Raw genomic sequence first — 16,458 nt, forward strand, 5'->3', positions numbered from 1 at the left:
CGGTCGTACCGTCGGCGCCGGTGTCGTAGCAAAAATTATTGAATAAGTAGTTGATTTACTTGATCAGGCCGGTATAATGGCCGGCCTGATACAGCGTTACAGGTCAGTAGCTCAATTGGCAGAGCGACGGTCTCCAAAACCGTAGGTTGGGGGTTCGATTCCCTCCTGACCTGCCATTCACCTCAGTGTGATTGGCTTTCTTCTTACAGGATCCTCCCCGATGACTCCCAAAACTGAAGCCCAAGAATCGCGTTTTGATCTGTTCAAGTGGCTGGCTGTAGTGGCTTTGGTTGTTGTTGGTGTTGTGGGTAATCAGTATTACTCCGCCTCTCCAATCCTGTATCGCGTCCTCGCACTTCTCGCCCTGGCTGCTGTCGCAGGCTTCGTAGCTCTGCAGACTGCGAAGGGTAAGTCGTTCTTTGCGCTGGCGAAGGAAGCTCGTACTGAGATCCGTAAAGTCGTGTGGCCGACCCGCCAGGAAACCACCCAGACCACGCTGATTGTCGTGGCTGTCGTGCTGGTTATGGCACTGCTGTTGTGGGGTCTTGATTCCCTGCTCGGCTGGGCGGTCTCCCTGATCGTTGGCTAAAGGTGTCCCGTGGCTAAGCGTTGGTATGTTGTGCATGCTTACTCGGGTTACGAGAAGCATGTAATGCGCTCCCTGATCGAGCGCGTCAAGCTGGCTGGCATGGAAGACGGTTTCGGCGAGATCTTGGTCCCGACCGAAGAAGTCGTCGAAATGCGTAACGGCCAGAAGCGCAAGAGTGAGCGTAAATTCTTCCCTGGCTATGTACTGGTCCAGATGGAGATGAACGAAGGGACTTGGCACTTGGTCAAGGACACCCCTCGTGTGATGGGCTTTATTGGTGGTACTGCAGACAAGCCTGCACCGATCACTGATAAGGAAGCTGAAGCTATCCTGCGTCGCGTAGCCGACGGCAGTGACAAGCCCAAGCCGAAGACGCTGTTCGAGCCAGGTGAAGTGGTTCGAGTCATTGACGGTCCGTTCGCTGACTTCAATGGTAGTGTCGAAGAAGTTAACTACGAAAAGAGTCGCCTCCAAGTGGCGGTGCTCATTTTCGGTCGCTCTACCCCGGTAGAGCTCGAGTTCAGCCAGGTCGAAAAGGTCTAGGCGGACGAAGCATCCCATACCCCGCAGCCCTGTGTGCTGCGGGGTTTTGTCGTCACTGGGATAAAACGCAAGTCATCCGGGGAGCCTTCTGGCGTTCGTACCCGATATTGGAGTAGCTCATGGCTAAGAAGATTCAGGCTTACATCAAGCTGCAAGTTAAGGCCGGCCAGGCCAACCCAAGCCCACCCGTTGGTCCAGCACTGGGTCAACACGGTGTGAACATCATGGAATTCTGCAAGGCCTTCAACGCCCGTACTCAGGGTCAAGAAGCCGGCCTGCCGACTCCTGTGATCATCACTGTTTACAGTGACCGTAGCTTCACTTTCGAGACCAAGAGCACCCCTGCCTCGGTTCTGCTGAAGAAAGCTGCTGGCCTGACCAGTGGTTCGGCTCGTCCGAACACCGTCAAAGTCGGTACCGTTACCCGCGCTCAGCTGGAAGACATCGCCAAAGCTAAACAGGCTGATCTGACCGCTGCTGACCTGGACGCTGCTGTACGCACCATCGCTGGCTCTGCCCGCAGCATGGGCCTGAACGTGGAGGGTGTGTAATGGCTAAGCTGACCAAGCGCCAAAAGGCCATTGCTTCGAAAATCGAAGCTGGCAAAGTTTACAACTTCGAAGACGCAGCTGCGCTGCTGGCCGAACTGTCCACCGTGAAGTTCAGCGAATCCTTCGACGTTGCCGTCAACCTCGGTGTTGATCCGCGTAAATCCGACCAGGTCGTTCGTAGCGCTACCGTGCTGCCACACGGCACTGGCAAGACCGTACGTGTTGCTGTCTTCACCCAGGGTCCAGCTGCTGAAGCCGCTCTGGCTGCCGGCGCTGACCGTGTAGGTATGGACGATCTGGCTGCCGAAATGAAAGGCGGCGACCTGAACTATGACGTCGTCATCGCATCGCCTGATGCCATGCGCGTTGTTGGTCAGCTGGGTCAGGTTCTGGGTCCTCGCGGCCTGATGCCTAACCCGAAAGTCGGTACTGTGACTCCAGACGTCGCCACGGCTGTCAAAAACGCCAAGGCTGGTCAGGTTCGCTATCGTACCGACAAAAACGGTATCATCCACACCTCCGTTGGCAAGGTCGGCTTCGAAGCTGGCAAGCTGAAGGAAAACGTTGAAGCCCTGATCGCTGATCTGAAGCGTATCAAGCCAGCTTCTTCGAAAGGTATCTACGTCAAGCGCGTTACCCTGAGCACCACCATGGGCCCAGGTCTGGTCATCGATCAGAGCTCGCTGAACGCGTAAGACCATGGCGGCGCGACTCGTCGTGCCGCCAGCAAAAATTGGGGTCCCTGCCTGGCGGGGGCTATCCAAGACCGTAGGCGGCGCAAGTCTTAAACCACCAGCCTACGCAGATGGTGCTCCCGATTCGTTACCGAATCAGACACCAAAACGACATCCGGCTTCGGCCAGATGAAACGGTAAAAACCAGGAGTAAACCCGTGGCAATTAAACTCGAAGACAAGAAGGCCATCGTCGCTGAAGTCAACGAGGCTGCCAAAGTCGCTCTGTCCGCTGTCGTGGCTGATGCCCGTGGTGTGACTGTAAGCGCAATGACCGGACTCCGTAAAGAGGCCCGCGAAGCTGGCGTTTACGTACGTGTCGTACGTAACACCCTGCTCAAGCGCGCAGTTGAAGGCACCGAGTTTTCGATCCTCAACGACGCGTTCAAAGGCCCGACCCTGATTGCTTTCTCCAACGAACACCCGGGCGCTGCTGCTCGTCTGTTCAAAGAGTTCGCCAAGGGTCAGGACAAGTTCGAGATCAAGGCAGCTGCGTTTGACGGCAATTTCATTGCCGCCAACCAGATCGATGTACTGGCTACCTTGCCGACCCGTGACGAAGCTATCGCACGTCTGATGAGCGTTATTCAAGGCGCTACCAGCAAGCTGGCTCGTACTCTGGCGGCCGTTCGCGACCAGAAAGAAGCTGCTGCTGCCTAAGGCCGCGTAACCTCTTTCAAAATCATATGTTTAATTTGATGGCTGCGAAGGCTGTCACCCCAATACAGGATTTAAGTCATGTCCCTGACTAACGAACAAATCATCGAAGCAATCGGCCAGAAAACCGTTCTGGAAGTTGTTGAGCTGATCAAAGCAATGGAAGAAACCTTCGGCGTTACCGCTGCTGTTGCCGCTGCTGGCCCAGCTGCTGCTGCTGCCGTTGTTGAAGAGCAGACCGAGTTCAACGTTGTTCTGGTTGAAGCCGGCGACAAGAAAGTGAACGTGATCAAAGCCGTTCGCGAACTGACCGGTCTGGGCCTGAAAGAAGCCAAAGAGAAAGTCGACGGCGCTCCTCAGGTTGTAGCTGAAGGCGTTTCGAAAGAAGCCGCTGAAGACGCTAAGAAGAAGCTGGAAGAAGCAGGCGCTAAAGTCGAGCTGAAGTAATCTCGACTTTGCGACGCCAGCCGGAGCGTTGAGCGAAGGCTGATGGCTGGTGGCTTATGCCACCGGCCTTTTTCCGTTATTGGCGGTCGGCCAGGTCGGCCCCGATAACAAGCTGCAAGACACCCATGTGGGTGGCGCAAACCAAGGGGTTTGCACGATTTTCTGGCTGCTCCCGCCGGGAGAAGCCAAACAAGCAGGTGACCAAGCTGGGGAACGCTGATGGCTTACTCATACACTGAGAAAAAACGTATCCGCAAGGACTTTAGCAAGTTGCCGGACGTCATGGATGTGCCTTACCTCCTGGCCATCCAGCTGGATTCGTATCGCGAATTCCTGCAAGCGGGAGCATCCAAGGATCAGTTCCGCGACGTCGGCCTGCACGCGGCCTTCAAGTCGGTATTCCCGATCATCAGCTACTCCGGCAATGCTGCCCTGGAGTACGTAGGCTATCGCCTGGGCGAACCAGCCTTCGATGTGAAGGAATGTGTCCTGCGTGGCGTGACCTTCGCGGTCCCACTGCGGGTCAAGGTGCGCCTGATCATCTTCGACAAGGAATCGTCGAACAAAGCGATCAAGGACATCAAAGAGCAAGAAGTCTACATGGGTGAAATCCCCCTGATGACTGAGAACGGTACCTTCGTTATCAACGGTACCGAGCGTGTAATCGTTTCCCAGCTGCACCGTTCGCCTGGTGTGTTCTTCGACCACGACCGTGGCAAGACTCACAGCTCGGGCAAGCTGCTGTACTCCGCTCGCATCATTCCATACCGCGGTTCGTGGCTGGACTTCGAGTTCGACCCGAAGGACTGCGTATTCGTGCGTATCGACCGTCGCCGCAAGCTGCCGGCCTCGGTACTGCTGCGCGCGCTGGGCTACAGCACCGAAGAAGTTCTGAACACCTTCTACACCACCAACGTGTTCCACATTTCCGGCGAAAAACTCAGCCTGGAACTGGTGCCTCAGCGTCTGCGTGGTGAAGTTGCGGTCATGGATATCCATGACGACAGCGGCAAGGTCATCGTCGAGCAAGGCCGCCGTATTACCGCGCGCCACGTCAACCAGCTCGAGAAGGCCGGTGTCAACCAGCTGGACGTACCAATGGAATACGTCCTGGGTCGCACCACTGCCAAGGCCCTCGTGCATCCGGCTACCGGCGAGATCCTGGCCGAGTGCAACACCGAGCTGACCACCGAGCTGCTGATCAAGATCGCCAAGGCTCAGGTCGTCCGCATCGAGACCCTGTACACCAACGACATCGACTGCGGTCCGTTCATCTCGGATACCCTGAAGATCGACACCACCAGCAACCAACTGGAAGCGCTGGTCGAGATCTACCGCATGATGCGTCCAGGCGAGCCGCCAACCAAGGACGCCGCCGAGACCCTGTTCAACAACCTGTTCTTCAGCGCCGAGCGGTACGACCTGTCCGCCGTTGGCCGCATGAAGTTCAACCGTCGTATCGGTCGCACCGAGATCGAAGGTTCGGGCGTGCTGAGCAAGGAAGATATCGTCGAGGTCCTCAAGACCCTGGTCGACATCCGTAACGGCAAAGGCATTGTCGACGACATCGACCACCTCGGTAACCGTCGCGTACGTTGCGTCGGCGAGATGGCCGAAAACCAGTTCCGTGTTGGCCTGGTGCGCGTCGAGCGCGCGGTCAAGGAACGCCTGTCGATGGCCGAAAGCGAAGGCCTGATGCCGCAGGACCTGATCAACGCCAAGCCCGTTGCGGCGGCGGTGAAAGAGTTCTTCGGTTCCAGCCAGCTCTCGCAGTTCATGGACCAGAACAACCCGCTCTCCGAGATCACCCACAAGCGTCGTGTCTCCGCACTCGGCCCGGGTGGTCTGACCCGTGAGCGTGCAGGCTTCGAAGTCCGTGACGTACACCCGACCCACTACGGCCGTGTGTGCCCGATCGAGACCCCTGAAGGTCCGAACATCGGTCTGATCAACTCCCTGGCAGCCTATGCCCGCACCAACCAGTACGGTTTCCTGGAAAGCCCGTACCGCGTGGTGAAGGAAGGCGTGGTCAGCGACGACATCGTGTTCCTGTCGGCGATCGAAGAAGCCGATCACGTCATCGCCCAGGCTTCGGCCGCGATGAACGAGAAGAAGCAGCTGGTCGACGAGCTGGTAGCGGTCCGTCACCTGAACGAATTCACCGTCAAGGCGCCGGAAGACGTCACCCTGATGGACGTTTCGCCGAAGCAGGTTGTTTCCGTTGCTGCCTCGCTGATTCCGTTCCTCGAGCACGACGACGCCAACCGTGCACTCATGGGTTCGAACATGCAGCGTCAGGCTGTACCAACCCTGCGCGCTGACAAGCCGCTGGTAGGTACCGGCATGGAGCGCAACGTTGCCCGTGACTCCGGTGTCTGCGTGGTTGCTCGCCGCGGTGGTGTGATCGACTCGGTCGACGCCAGCCGTATCGTCGTTCGCGTCAATGACGACGAAGTCGAGACCGGTGAAGCAGGTGTGGATATCTACAACCTGACCAAGTACACCCGTTCGAACCAGAACACCTGCATCAACCAGCGTCCGCTGGTGAGCAAAGGTGACAAGGTCCAGCGCAGCGACATCATGGCCGACGGTCCGTCCACCGACATGGGTGAACTGGCACTGGGTCAGAACATGCGCATCGCGTTCATGGCGTGGAACGGCTTCAACTTCGAAGACTCCATCTGCCTGTCCGAGCGTGTGGTTCAGGAAGACCGCTTCACCACCATCCACATCCAGGAACTGACCTGTGTGGCGCGTGACACCAAGCTTGGCCCAGAGGAAATCACTGCGGACATCCCGAACGTGGGTGAAGCCGCACTGAACAAGCTGGACGAAGCCGGTATCGTCTACGTAGGTGCTGAAGTCGGCGCTGGCGACATCCTGGTCGGCAAGGTCACGCCAAAAGGCGAAACCCAGCTGACGCCGGAAGAAAAACTGCTGCGCGCGATCTTCGGTGAGAAGGCCAGCGACGTTAAGGACACTTCCCTGCGCGTGCCAACCGGCACCAAGGGTACCGTCATTGATGTACAGGTCTTCACCCGTGATGGCGTAGAGCGCGACAGCCGCGCCCTGGCCATCGAGAAGATGCAGCTGGACGAGATCCGCAAGGACCTCAACGAAGAGTTCCGCATCGTCGAAGGTGCAACCTTCGAGCGTCTGCGTTCTGCCCTGAACGGCCAAGTGGTCGATGGTGGCGCGGGCCTGAAGAAAGGCACCGTGATCACTGACGAAGTACTGGACGGTCTGGAGCACGGCCAGTGGTTCAAACTGCGCATGGCCGAAGATGCACTGAACGAGCAGCTGGAAAAGGCTCAACAGTACATCGTCGATCGCCGCCGTCTGCTGGACGACAAGTTCGAAGACAAGAAGCGCAAGCTGCAGCAGGGCGATGACCTGGCTCCAGGCGTACTGAAAATCGTCAAGGTCTACCTGGCAATCCGCCGTCGCATCCAGCCGGGTGACAAGATGGCCGGTCGTCACGGTAACAAGGGTGTCGTCTCGGTGATCATGCCGGTTGAAGACATGCCGCACGACGCCAACGGTACTCCGGTCGACGTCGTACTGAACCCGCTGGGCGTACCTTCGCGTATGAACGTCGGTCAGATTCTCGAAACCCACCTGGGCCTCGCGGCCAAGGGTCTGGGCGAGAAAATCGACCGCATGATCGAAGAGCAGCGCAAGGCCGCTGAACTGCGTGGCTTCCTCACCGAGATCTACAACGAGATCGGTGGTCGTCAGGAGAGCTTGGAAGAGTTCACCGACGAAGAGATCCTCGCCCTGGCGAACAACCTGAAGAAAGGCGTGCCGATGGCTACTCCGGTCTTCGACGGTGCCAAGGAAAGCGAGATCAAGGCCATGCTGAAGCTGGCCGACCTGCCAGAGAGCGGCCAGATGGTGCTGTTCGATGGCCGTACCGGCAACAAGTTCGAGCGTCCTGTGACCGTTGGTTACATGTACATGCTCAAGCTGAACCACTTGGTGGACGACAAGATGCACGCGCGTTCCACTGGTTCCTACAGCCTGGTTACCCAGCAGCCGCTGGGTGGTAAGGCGCAGTTCGGTGGTCAGCGTTTCGGGGAGATGGAAGTGTGGGCGCTGGAAGCATACGGCGCGGCATACACCCTGCAAGAAATGCTCACAGTGAAGTCGGACGACGTGAACGGCCGTACCAAGATGTACAAGAACATCGTGGATGGCGATCACCGTATGGAGCCGGGCATGCCCGAGTCCTTCAACGTGTTGATCAAAGAGATCCGTTCGCTCGGTATCGATATCGATCTGGAAACCGAATAACACGTGACGCGAAGGGGAGTGGGGCAGGTAATGCCCGCTCCCTGCTCCGCCAGGAGGAAAGGCCTTGAAAGACCTACTGAATTTGCTGAAAAACCAGGGTCAAGTCGAAGAGTTCGACGCCATCCGCATCGGTCTGGCGTCGCCTGAAATGATCCGTTCGTGGTCGTTCGGTGAAGTTAAGAAGCCGGAAACCATCAACTACCGTACGTTCAAGCCTGAGCGTGACGGCCTGTTCTGCGCCAAGATCTTTGGCCCAGTCAAGGACTACGAGTGCCTGTGCGGCAAGTACAAGCGCCTCAAGCACCGCGGCGTGATCTGCGAGAAGTGCGGCGTTGAAGTTGCCCTGGCCAAGGTTCGTCGTGAGCGCATGGCGCACATCGAACTGGCCTCGCCGGTTGCCCACATCTGGTTCCTGAAGTCGCTGCCGTCCCGTATCGGCCTGCTGATGGACATGACCCTGCGTGATATCGAGCGCGTGCTCTACTTCGAGAGCTACGTCGTTATCGACCCGGGCATGACCACCCTCGAGAAGGGCCAGCTGCTGAACGACGAGCAGTACTTCGAAGCGCTGGAAGAGTTCGGTGACGACTTCGACGCCCGCATGGGTGCCGAGGCTGTCCGCGAGCTGCTGCACGCTATCGACCTGGAGCACGAGATCGGTCGCCTGCGCGAAGAGATTCCGCAGACCAACTCGGAAACCAAGATCAAGAAGCTGTCCAAGCGCCTGAAGCTGATGGAAGCTTTCCAGGGCTCGGGCAACCTGCCTGAGTGGATGGTCCTGACCGTCCTGCCAGTACTGCCGCCGGACCTGCGTCCGCTGGTTCCGCTGGATGGCGGCCGCTTCGCGACCTCCGACCTGAACGACCTGTATCGTCGGGTGATCAACCGTAACAACCGTCTGAAGCGCCTGCTCGATCTGTCGGCGCCAGACATCATCGTGCGCAACGAAAAGCGCATGCTGCAGGAAGCGGTCGACGCCCTGCTGGACAACGGCCGTCGCGGTCGCGCCATCACTGGCTCGAACAAGCGTCCGCTGAAGTCCCTGGCCGACATGATCAAAGGTAAGCAAGGTCGCTTCCGTCAGAACTTGCTCGGCAAGCGTGTGGACTACTCCGGCCGTTCGGTAATTACCGTAGGCCCGACCCTGCGTCTGCACCAGTGCGGTCTGCCGAAGAAGATGGCCCTGGAGCTGTTCAAGCCGTTCATTTTCGGCAAGCTGGAAATGCGTGGTCTGGCGACCACCATCAAGGCCGCCAAGAAGATGGTCGAGCGCGAGCTGCCAGAGGTTTGGGACGTTCTCGCCGAAGTGATTCGCGAACACCCCGTACTGCTCAACCGTGCGCCAACCCTGCACCGTCTGGGTATCCAGGCGTTCGAGCCTGTGCTGATCGAAGGTAAGGCTATCCAGCTGCACCCGCTGGTCTGCGCCGCGTACAACGCCGACTTCGACGGTGACCAGATGGCCGTTCACGTGCCGCTGACGCTGGAAGCCCAGCTCGAAGCGCGCGCGCTGATGATGTCGACCAACAACATTCTGTCGCCAGCCAACGGTGAGCCAATCATCGTTCCGTCGCAGGACGTTGTACTGGGTCTGTACTACATGACCCGTGAAGCCATCAACGCCAAGGGCGAAGGTCGCGTGTTCGCCGACCTGCAGGAAGTCGACCGCGTATTCCGCGCCGGCGAAGCCGCCCTGCACGCGAAAATCAAGGTCCGTATCAACGAGACCGTGAAAGACCGTGATGGCAGCGTCACCAAGAACACCCGTATCGTCGACACCACCGTCGGCCGTGCGCTGCTGTTCCAGGTTGTACCGGCAGGCCTGCCGTACGACGTGGTCAACCAGCCGATGAAGAAAAAGGCGATCTCCAAGCTGATCAACCAGTGCTACCGCGTGGTTGGTCTGAAAGAGACCGTTATCTTCGCCGACCAGTTGATGTACACCGGTTTCGCTTACTCCACCATCTCTGGCGTGTCCATTGGTGTGAACGACTTTGTCATCCCGGATGAGAAAGCGCGCATCATCAACAGCGCCACCGATGAAGTGAAGGAAATCGAAAGCCAGTACGCCTCCGGCCTGGTAACCCAGGGCGAGAAGTACAACAAGGTCATCGACTTGTGGTCCAAGGCGAACGACGAAGTGTCCAAGGCGATGATGGCCAACCTCTCGAAAGAGAAGGTCATCGACCGCGAGGGCAAGGAAGTCGAGCAAGAGTCCTTCAACTCGATGTACATGATGGCTGACTCCGGTGCGCGGGGTTCCGCAGCCCAGATCCGTCAGCTGGCCGGTATGCGTGGTCTGATGGCCAAGCCGGACGGCTCGATCATCGAGACGCCGATCACCGCGAACTTCCGTGAAGGTCTGAGCGTACTCCAGTACTTCATCTCGACTCACGGTGCTCGTAAGGGTCTGGCGGATACCGCCTTGAAGACCGCTAACTCCGGTTACCTGACTCGTCGTCTGGTAGACGTTGCACAAGACTTGGTCGTGACCGAGATCGACTGCGGCACCGACCACGGCCTGCTGATGACTCCGCACATTGAAGGCGGTGACGTTGTAGAGCCGCTGGGTGAGCGTGTACTGGGCCGTGTAATCGCCCGTGACGTGTTCAAGCCAGGCACCGAGGACGTCATCGTTCCGGCCGGTACCCTGGTCGACGAGCAGTGGGTCGAGTTCATCGAGCTGAACAGCATCGACGAAGTGATCGTGCGTTCGCCGATCAACTGCGAAACCCGCTTCGGTATCTGCGCCAAGTGCTACGGTCGTGACCTGGCGCGTGGTCACCAGGTGAACATCGGTGAAGCTGTCGGCGTTATCGCTGCTCAGTCGATCGGTGAGCCGGGTACCCAGCTGACCATGCGTACGTTCCACATCGGTGGTGCTGCAAGCCGTACTTCGGCTGCCGACAGCGTCCAGGTGAAGAACGGCGGTATGGTGCGTCTGCACAACCTGAAGCAGGTTGAGCGTGCTGACGGCAACCTGGTTGCTGTATCGCGTTCCGGCGAGCTGGCCATTGCCGACGAGTTCGGTCGTGAGCGTGAGCGCTACAAGCTGCCTTACGGTGCGGTGATTTCGGTCAAGGAAGGTGACAAGGTCGAAGCTGGCGCAATCGTCGCCAAGTGGGACCCGCACACCCACCCGATCGTTACCGAACTGAAAGGTACCGTGACCTTCGTGGGCATGGAAGAAAACATCACCATCAAGCGCCAGACCGACGAACTGACCGGCCTGACCAACATCGAAGTTCTGGACGTCAAGGATCGCCCTGCCGCAGGCAAGGAAATCCGTCCGGCAATCAAGATGGTCGACGCCAACGGCAAGGATCTGTACCTGCCAGGTACCGACGTACCGGCCCAGTACTTCCTGCCGGCCAACGCCTTGGTAGGTGTGGCTGACGGTGCACAGATCGGTGTTGGTGACGTTATCGCGCGTATCCCGCAAGAAACGTCGAAGACCCGTGACATCACCGGTGGTCTGCCACGCGTTGCCGACCTGTTCGAAGCGCGCCGTCCGAAAGAAGCCTCGATTCTGGCTGAAGTCAGCGGCACCATCGCGTTCGGTAAGGAAACCAAGGGCAAGCGTCGTCTGGTCATTACTCCGACCGACGGTAGCGATCCGTACGAAGAGCTGATTCCGAAGTGGCGCCACCTGAACGTCTTCGAAGGCGAACAGGTAAACCGCGGTGAAGTTATCTCCGACGGCCCGAGCGATCCGCACGACATCCTGCGTCTGCTGGGTGTGAGCGCGCTGGCGAAGTACATCGTCAACGAGATCCAGGACGTTTACCGTCTGCAAGGCGTTAAGATCAACGACAAGCACATCGAGACCATCCTGCGTCAGATGCTGCGCAAGGTCGAGATCTCCGAGTCGGGCGATTCCAGCTTCATCAAGGGCGACCAGATGGAACTGACTCACGTACTGGTCGAGAACGAGCGTCTCGCCGGCGAAGACAAGTTCATCTCGAAGTTCACCCGTGTGCTGCTGGGTATCACCAAGGCCTCGCTGTCGACCGAGTCGTTCATCTCCGCGGCTTCCTTCCAGGAAACTACCCGCGTACTGACCGAAGCGGCGGTAACCGGCAAGCGCGATTACCTGCGCGGCCTGAAAGAGAACGTGGTCGTGGGTCGTCTGATCCCGGCTGGTACTGGTCTGGCCTACCACAGCGAGCGCAAGCGTCGCCGTGATGCCGACAAACCGCTGCGCGTAAGTGCCAGTGAGGTGGAAGCCGCACTGACCGAAGCGCTGAATTCCAGCGGTAACTAAGTACAGGGCAGGGCCCCGGCAAGCCCCGAACGGTCGTCGTCGACATGAATTGTTGCCGATGACCGGGCGGGGAGGGCCGGGGCCTCGTCTTGACTGGGTGCAAGATCCTCCGTAGACTTTTGTACCCTTAAATTTGGTGAGGCTCCGTCTCGCCAATTTTTGGCTTTCTTGCAAGACAATAGAGTCGCAAGACAATCAGTGGAGCTAGTAGATGGCAACTATCAACCAGCTGGTACGTCAGCCGCGTAAGCGTTCGGTCGAGAAGTCCGACGTTCCTGCGCTGCAGAACTGCCCGCAACGTCGTGGCGTGTGCACCCGCGTGTACACCACCACGCCGAAAAAACCTAACTCGGCACTGCGTAAAGTATGCCGTGTGCGTCTGACCAACGGTTTCGAGGTTTCCTCGTACATCGGCGGTGAAGGCCACAACCTGCAAGAGCACAGCGTCGTCCTGATCCGTGGCGGCCGTGTAAAAGACTTGCCAGGTGTTCGTTACCACACCGTTCGCGGCTCTCTGGATACTTCGGGCGTTAAAGGCCGTAACCAGGGTCGTTCGAAATACGGTACCAAGCGTCCGAAGTAATCGGCCGTTTGCAGACATCCATTTTTTTGAGTCGATAAGAGTAAGGTCGGGCAGGGGTCGAAGACCCACGTCCCGGGCTAACCTGAAGACCGTTTGAGGGCTTATCATGCCAAGACGTCGTGTAGCAGCAAAACGTGAGATTCTGGACGATCCTAAATACGGATCCCAAATCCTCGCCAAGTTCATGAACCACGTGATGGAAAGCGGCAAGAAGGCCGTGGCCGAGCGCATCGTTTACGGTGCACTGGACAAGGTCAAAGAGCGCAAGAACAGCGACCCCCTGGAAATCTTCGAGAAAGCTCTCGACGCCATCGCTCCGCTGGTCGAAGTAAAGTCCCGTCGTGTCGGCGGTGCCACTTACCAGGTTCCGGTTGAAGTTCGTCCATCCCGTCGTAATGCTCTGGCAATGCGCTGGCTCGTAGACTACGCCCGCAAGCGCGGCGAGAAGTCGATGGCCCTGCGCCTGGCTGGCGAGCTGCTGGATGCTGCCGAAGGCAAAGGTGCTGCAGTCAAGAAGCGTGAAGACGTTCACCGTATGGCTGAAGCCAACAAAGCGTTCTCGCACTACCGCTTCTAATTCAAGCATCAATCATTTTGCGAGGGCTTTATGGCTCGTACTACAGCAATTAACCGCTACCGTAACATCGGTATCTGTGCCCACGTTGACGCGGGCAAGACTACCACTACCGAGCGGATCCTGTTCTACACAGGTCTGAGCCACAAGATGGGCGAGGTGCATGACGGCGCCGCGACCACCGACTGGATGGTGCAGGAGCAGGAGCGCGGTATCACCATTACCTCCGCTGCCGTTACCACCTTCTGGAAAGGTTCCGTTGGTCAGTACGACAACTACCGCGTAAACGTCATCGATACCCCCGGCCACGTTGACTTCACCATTGAAGTAGAACGTTCGCTGCGCGTACTCGACGGCGCGGTCGTTGTGTTCTGCGGTACCTCCGGCGTTGAGCCGCAGTCCGAAACCGTATGGCGTCAGGCCAACAAGTACGGCGTTCCACGTGTTGTTTACGTGAACAAGATGGACCGTGCCGGTGCAAACTTCCTGCGCGTCGTAGGTCAGATCAAGAACCGTCTGGGTCACACCCCGGTTCCTGTTCAGTTGGCCATCGGTTCGGAAGATAACTTCCAGGGTCAGGTCGACCTGATCAAGATGAAGGCTATCTACTGGAACGACGACGACAAAGGCACCACCTACCGCGAGGAAGAAATTCCTGCGGACATGCTCGAGCTGGCCGAAGAATGGCGCGCGAACATGGTTGAAGCGGCTGCCGAGTCCAGCGAAGAGCTGATGAACAAGTACCTGGAAGGCGAAGAGCTGACCGTCGAAGAGATCAAGGCAGGCTTGCGCGCGCGCACCCTGGCCAGCGAGATCGTTCCGGCTGTCTGCGGTTCGTCGTTCAAGAACAAGGGCGTTCCCCTGGTTCTCGACGCCGTCATCGACTACCTGCCTGCTCCGACCGAGATCCCTGCAATCCAGGGTATCAACCCGGACGACAAGGATCTGGATAAAGAAGATCCGGCTGTTCGCAAGGACGAGCGTCATGCAGACGACAACGAGCCGTTCTCGGCCCTGGCGTTCAAGATCGCGACTGACCCGTTCGTTGGTACTCTGACCTTCGTTCGCGTCTACTCGGGTGTTCTGACCTCTGGTGACTCGGTCATCAACTCGGTCAAGGGCAAGAAAGAGCGCGTTGGTCGTATGGTCCAGATGCACGCCAACCAGCGTGAAGAGATCAAGGAAGTGCGCGCTGGCGACATCGCTGCACTGATCGGCATGAAAGACGTGACCACAGGCGAAACCCTGTGCAACGCTGACAAGCCAATCATTCTTGAGCGTATGGACTTCCCTGAGCCGGTAATTTCGCTCTCCGTCGAGCCGAAAACCAAGGCTGACCAGGAGAAGATGGGTATCGCACTGGGCAAACTGGCCCAGGAAGACCCGTCGTTCCGCGTCAAGACCGACGAAGAAACCGGCCAGACCATCATCTCCGGTATGGGTGAGCTGCACCTGGACATCCTCGTTGACCGCATGAAGCGCGAGTTCAACGTCGAAGCCAACATCGGCAAGCCGCAGGTTTCGTACCGCGAGAAGATCACCAAGTCCAACGTCGAGATCGAAGGCAAGTTCGTTCGTCAGTCGGGTGGTCGTGGTCAGTTCGGTCACTGCTGGATCCGTTTCTCGGAGCCGGAAGTCGACGAGAAGGGCAACATCACCGAAGGTCTGGTGTTCTCCAACGAAGTCGTTGGTGGTGTGATTCCTAAGGAATTCATCGCCCCGATCCAGAAGGGTATCGAAGAGCAGATGAAAAACGGCGTTGTAGCCGGTTATCCTCTGATCGGCCTGAAGGCCACGGTATTCGACGGTTCGTACCACGACGTCGACTCCAACGAAATGGCGTTCAAGATCGCCGCATCGATGGCAACCAAGCAGCTGGCCACCAAGGGCGGCGGCGTGGTTCTCGAGCCGATCATGAAGGTCGAAGTTGTAACCCCGGAAGACTACTTGGGTGACGTGATGGGTGACCTGAACCGTCGTCGTGGTCTGGTCCAGGGTATGGATGAGTCGGTCTCCGGCCGCGTCGTCCGTGCTGAAGTACCGCTCGGAGAGATGTTCGGTTACGCAACCGACGTTCGTTCCATGTCTCAGGGTCGCGCAAGCTACTCCATGGAATTCTCCAAATACGCCGAAGCTCCGTCGAACATCGTCGAAGCACTCGTTAAAAAACAAGGCTAATCCCCTTTAGGCAAGAGGTTCACTGTCGTGGCTAAAGAAAAATTTGATCGTTCCCTTCCCCACGTTAACGTCGGCACCATCGGCCACGTTGACCACGGTAAAACCACTCTGACCGCAGCTCTGACTCGCGTTTGCTCCGAAGTTTTCGGTTCGGCAATCGTTGAGTTCGACAAGATCGACTCGGCTCCGGAAGAAAAAGCGCGCGGTATCACCATCAACACCGCTCACGTCGAGTACAACTCGACCATTCGTCACTACGCTCACGTCGACTGCCCAGGTCACGCTGACTACGTGAAGAACATGATCACCGGTGCTGCCCAGATGGACGGCGCGATCCTGGTTTGCTCGGCCGCCGATGGTCCGATGCCACAAACCCGTGAGCACATCCTGCTGTCCCGTCAGGTTGGCGTTCCGTACATCGTGGTCTTCCTGAACAAGGCTGACCTGGTAGACGACGCTGAGCTGCTGGAACTGGTCGAGATGGAAGTTCGCGACCTGCTGTCCACCTACGACTTCCCAGGCGACGACACTCCGATCATCATCGGTTCCGCTCGTATGGCCCTGGAAGGCAAAGACGACAACGAAATGGGCACTACCGCTGTCAAGAAGCTGGTAGAAACTCTGGACAGCTACATCCCAGAGCCAGTTCGTGCCATCGACCAGCCGTTCCTGATGCCGATCGAAGACGTATTCTCGATCTCGGGTCGTGGTACCGTTGTTACCGGCCGTATCGAGCGTGGTATCGTCCGCGTTCAAGACCCGCTGGAAATCGTTGGTCTGCGTGACACCACCACCACTACCTGCACCGGCGTTGAGATGTTCCGCAAGCTGCTGGACGAAGGTCGTGCTGGCGAGAACTGCGGCGTTCTGCTGCGTGGTACCAAGCGTGACGACGTTGAGCGTGGCCAGGTTCTGGTCAAGCCAGGTTCGGTCAAGCCGCACACCAAGTTCACCGCAGAAGTCTACGTCCTGTCGAAGGAAGAAGGCGGCCGTCACACTCCGTTCTTCAAAGGCTACCGTCCTCAGTTCTACTTCCGTACCACTGA

12 protein-coding genes and 1 tRNA gene are annotated in these 16,458 nt (G+C 58.0%); all 13 read left to right on the top strand.

The genetic code is table 11. The features are described from left to right. Nucleotides 1–100: 100 nt before the first annotated feature. Nucleotides 101–176: transfer RNA gene (locus tag PMI38_RS00095), tRNA-Trp, on the top strand. Nucleotides 177–220: 44 nt separating this feature from the next. Continuing rightward, nucleotides 221–589, top strand: a complete 369-nt coding sequence (secE, locus tag PMI38_RS00100) for a preprotein translocase subunit SecE (protein WP_008089117.1) — start codon at nucleotides 221–223, stop codon at nucleotides 587–589. 9 nt (nucleotides 590–598) lie between these two features. Next, the gene (gene nusG, locus PMI38_RS00105; protein ID WP_003255501.1) at nucleotides 599–1,132 is read left to right on the top strand and encodes a transcription termination/antitermination protein NusG; all 534 of its coding nucleotides are present in this window, start codon (nucleotides 599–601) and stop codon (nucleotides 1,130–1,132) included. Between the two features lie 119 nt (nucleotides 1,133–1,251). After that, nucleotides 1,252–1,683, top strand: coding sequence for a 50S ribosomal protein L11 (gene rplK / locus PMI38_RS00110; protein WP_003255500.1), 432 nt, complete (start codon nucleotides 1,252–1,254; stop codon nucleotides 1,681–1,683). Continuing rightward, nucleotides 1,683–2,378, top strand: coding sequence for a 50S ribosomal protein L1 (gene rplA, locus PMI38_RS00115; RefSeq protein WP_008089131.1), 696 nt, complete (start codon nucleotides 1,683–1,685; stop codon nucleotides 2,376–2,378). Before rplK ends, rplA begins: the two co-directional genes overlap by 1 nt. A 197-nt stretch (nucleotides 2,379–2,575) precedes the next feature. After that, the gene (gene rplJ / locus PMI38_RS00120) at nucleotides 2,576–3,076 is read left to right on the top strand and encodes a 50S ribosomal protein L10 (RefSeq protein ID WP_008089133.1); all 501 of its coding nucleotides are present in this window, start codon (nucleotides 2,576–2,578) and stop codon (nucleotides 3,074–3,076) included. Nucleotides 3,077–3,154: 78 nt separating this feature from the next. After that, entirely contained in the window at nucleotides 3,155–3,520 is a 366-nt protein-coding gene (rplL, locus tag PMI38_RS00125; RefSeq protein WP_003255496.1) for a 50S ribosomal protein L7/L12, read from the top strand. A gap of 219 nt (nucleotides 3,521–3,739) precedes the next feature. Beyond that, nucleotides 3,740–7,813 (top strand): DNA-directed RNA polymerase subunit beta, encoded by a 4,074-nt coding sequence (gene rpoB, locus PMI38_RS00130; RefSeq protein ID WP_008089135.1) that lies wholly within the window; start codon nucleotides 3,740–3,742, stop codon nucleotides 7,811–7,813. Between the two features lie 64 nt (nucleotides 7,814–7,877). Then, nucleotides 7,878–12,077 (top strand): DNA-directed RNA polymerase subunit beta', encoded by a 4,200-nt coding sequence (rpoC, locus tag PMI38_RS00135; protein WP_008089137.1) that lies wholly within the window; start codon nucleotides 7,878–7,880, stop codon nucleotides 12,075–12,077. Nucleotides 12,078–12,288: 211 nt separating this feature from the next. Next, nucleotides 12,289–12,660: a 30S ribosomal protein S12 gene (gene rpsL / locus PMI38_RS00140; protein ID WP_003255492.1), complete on the top strand. Its 372-nt coding sequence runs from the start codon at nucleotides 12,289–12,291 to the stop codon at nucleotides 12,658–12,660. A 106-nt stretch (nucleotides 12,661–12,766) separates the two neighbouring features. Then, nucleotides 12,767–13,237, top strand: a complete 471-nt coding sequence (gene rpsG / locus PMI38_RS00145; protein WP_008089143.1) for a 30S ribosomal protein S7 — start codon at nucleotides 12,767–12,769, stop codon at nucleotides 13,235–13,237. 30 nt (nucleotides 13,238–13,267) lie between these two features. Next, nucleotides 13,268–15,412, top strand: coding sequence for an elongation factor G (gene fusA / locus PMI38_RS00150; protein ID WP_008089145.1), 2,145 nt, complete (start codon nucleotides 13,268–13,270; stop codon nucleotides 15,410–15,412). 27 nt (nucleotides 15,413–15,439) lie between these two features. Next, nucleotides 15,440–16,458, top strand: a 1,019-nt coding sequence (tuf, locus tag PMI38_RS00155) for an elongation factor Tu (protein ID WP_008089147.1), incomplete at its 3' end; no start/stop codon positions are given.

Origin of the sequence: Pseudomonas sp. GM84 (assembly GCF_000282535.1) — a bacterium.
Lineage (GTDB): Bacteria > Pseudomonadota > Gammaproteobacteria > Pseudomonadales > Pseudomonadaceae > Aquipseudomonas.

What these genes read in the sequence shown, in the direction of transcription:
- secE (WP_008089117.1), top strand. Translation starts at nt 221, where the DNA reads ATGACTCCCAAAACTGAAGCCCAAGAATCGCGTTTTGATCTGTTCAAG.
- rpoB (WP_008089135.1), top strand. Translation starts at nt 3,740, where the DNA reads ATGGCTTACTCATACACTGAGAAAAAACGTATCCGCAAGGACTTTAGC.
- rpsG (WP_008089143.1), top strand. Translation starts at nt 12,767, where the DNA reads ATGCCAAGACGTCGTGTAGCAGCAAAACGTGAGATTCTGGACGATCCT.
- fusA (WP_008089145.1), top strand. Translation starts at nt 13,268, where the DNA reads ATGGCTCGTACTACAGCAATTAACCGCTACCGTAACATCGGTATCTGT.
- rplK (WP_003255500.1), top strand. Translation starts at nt 1,252, where the DNA reads ATGGCTAAGAAGATTCAGGCTTACATCAAGCTGCAAGTTAAGGCCGGC.
- rplL (WP_003255496.1), top strand. Translation starts at nt 3,155, where the DNA reads ATGTCCCTGACTAACGAACAAATCATCGAAGCAATCGGCCAGAAAACC.
- rplA (WP_008089131.1), top strand. Translation starts at nt 1,683, where the DNA reads ATGGCTAAGCTGACCAAGCGCCAAAAGGCCATTGCTTCGAAAATCGAA.
- rpsL (WP_003255492.1), top strand. Translation starts at nt 12,289, where the DNA reads ATGGCAACTATCAACCAGCTGGTACGTCAGCCGCGTAAGCGTTCGGTC.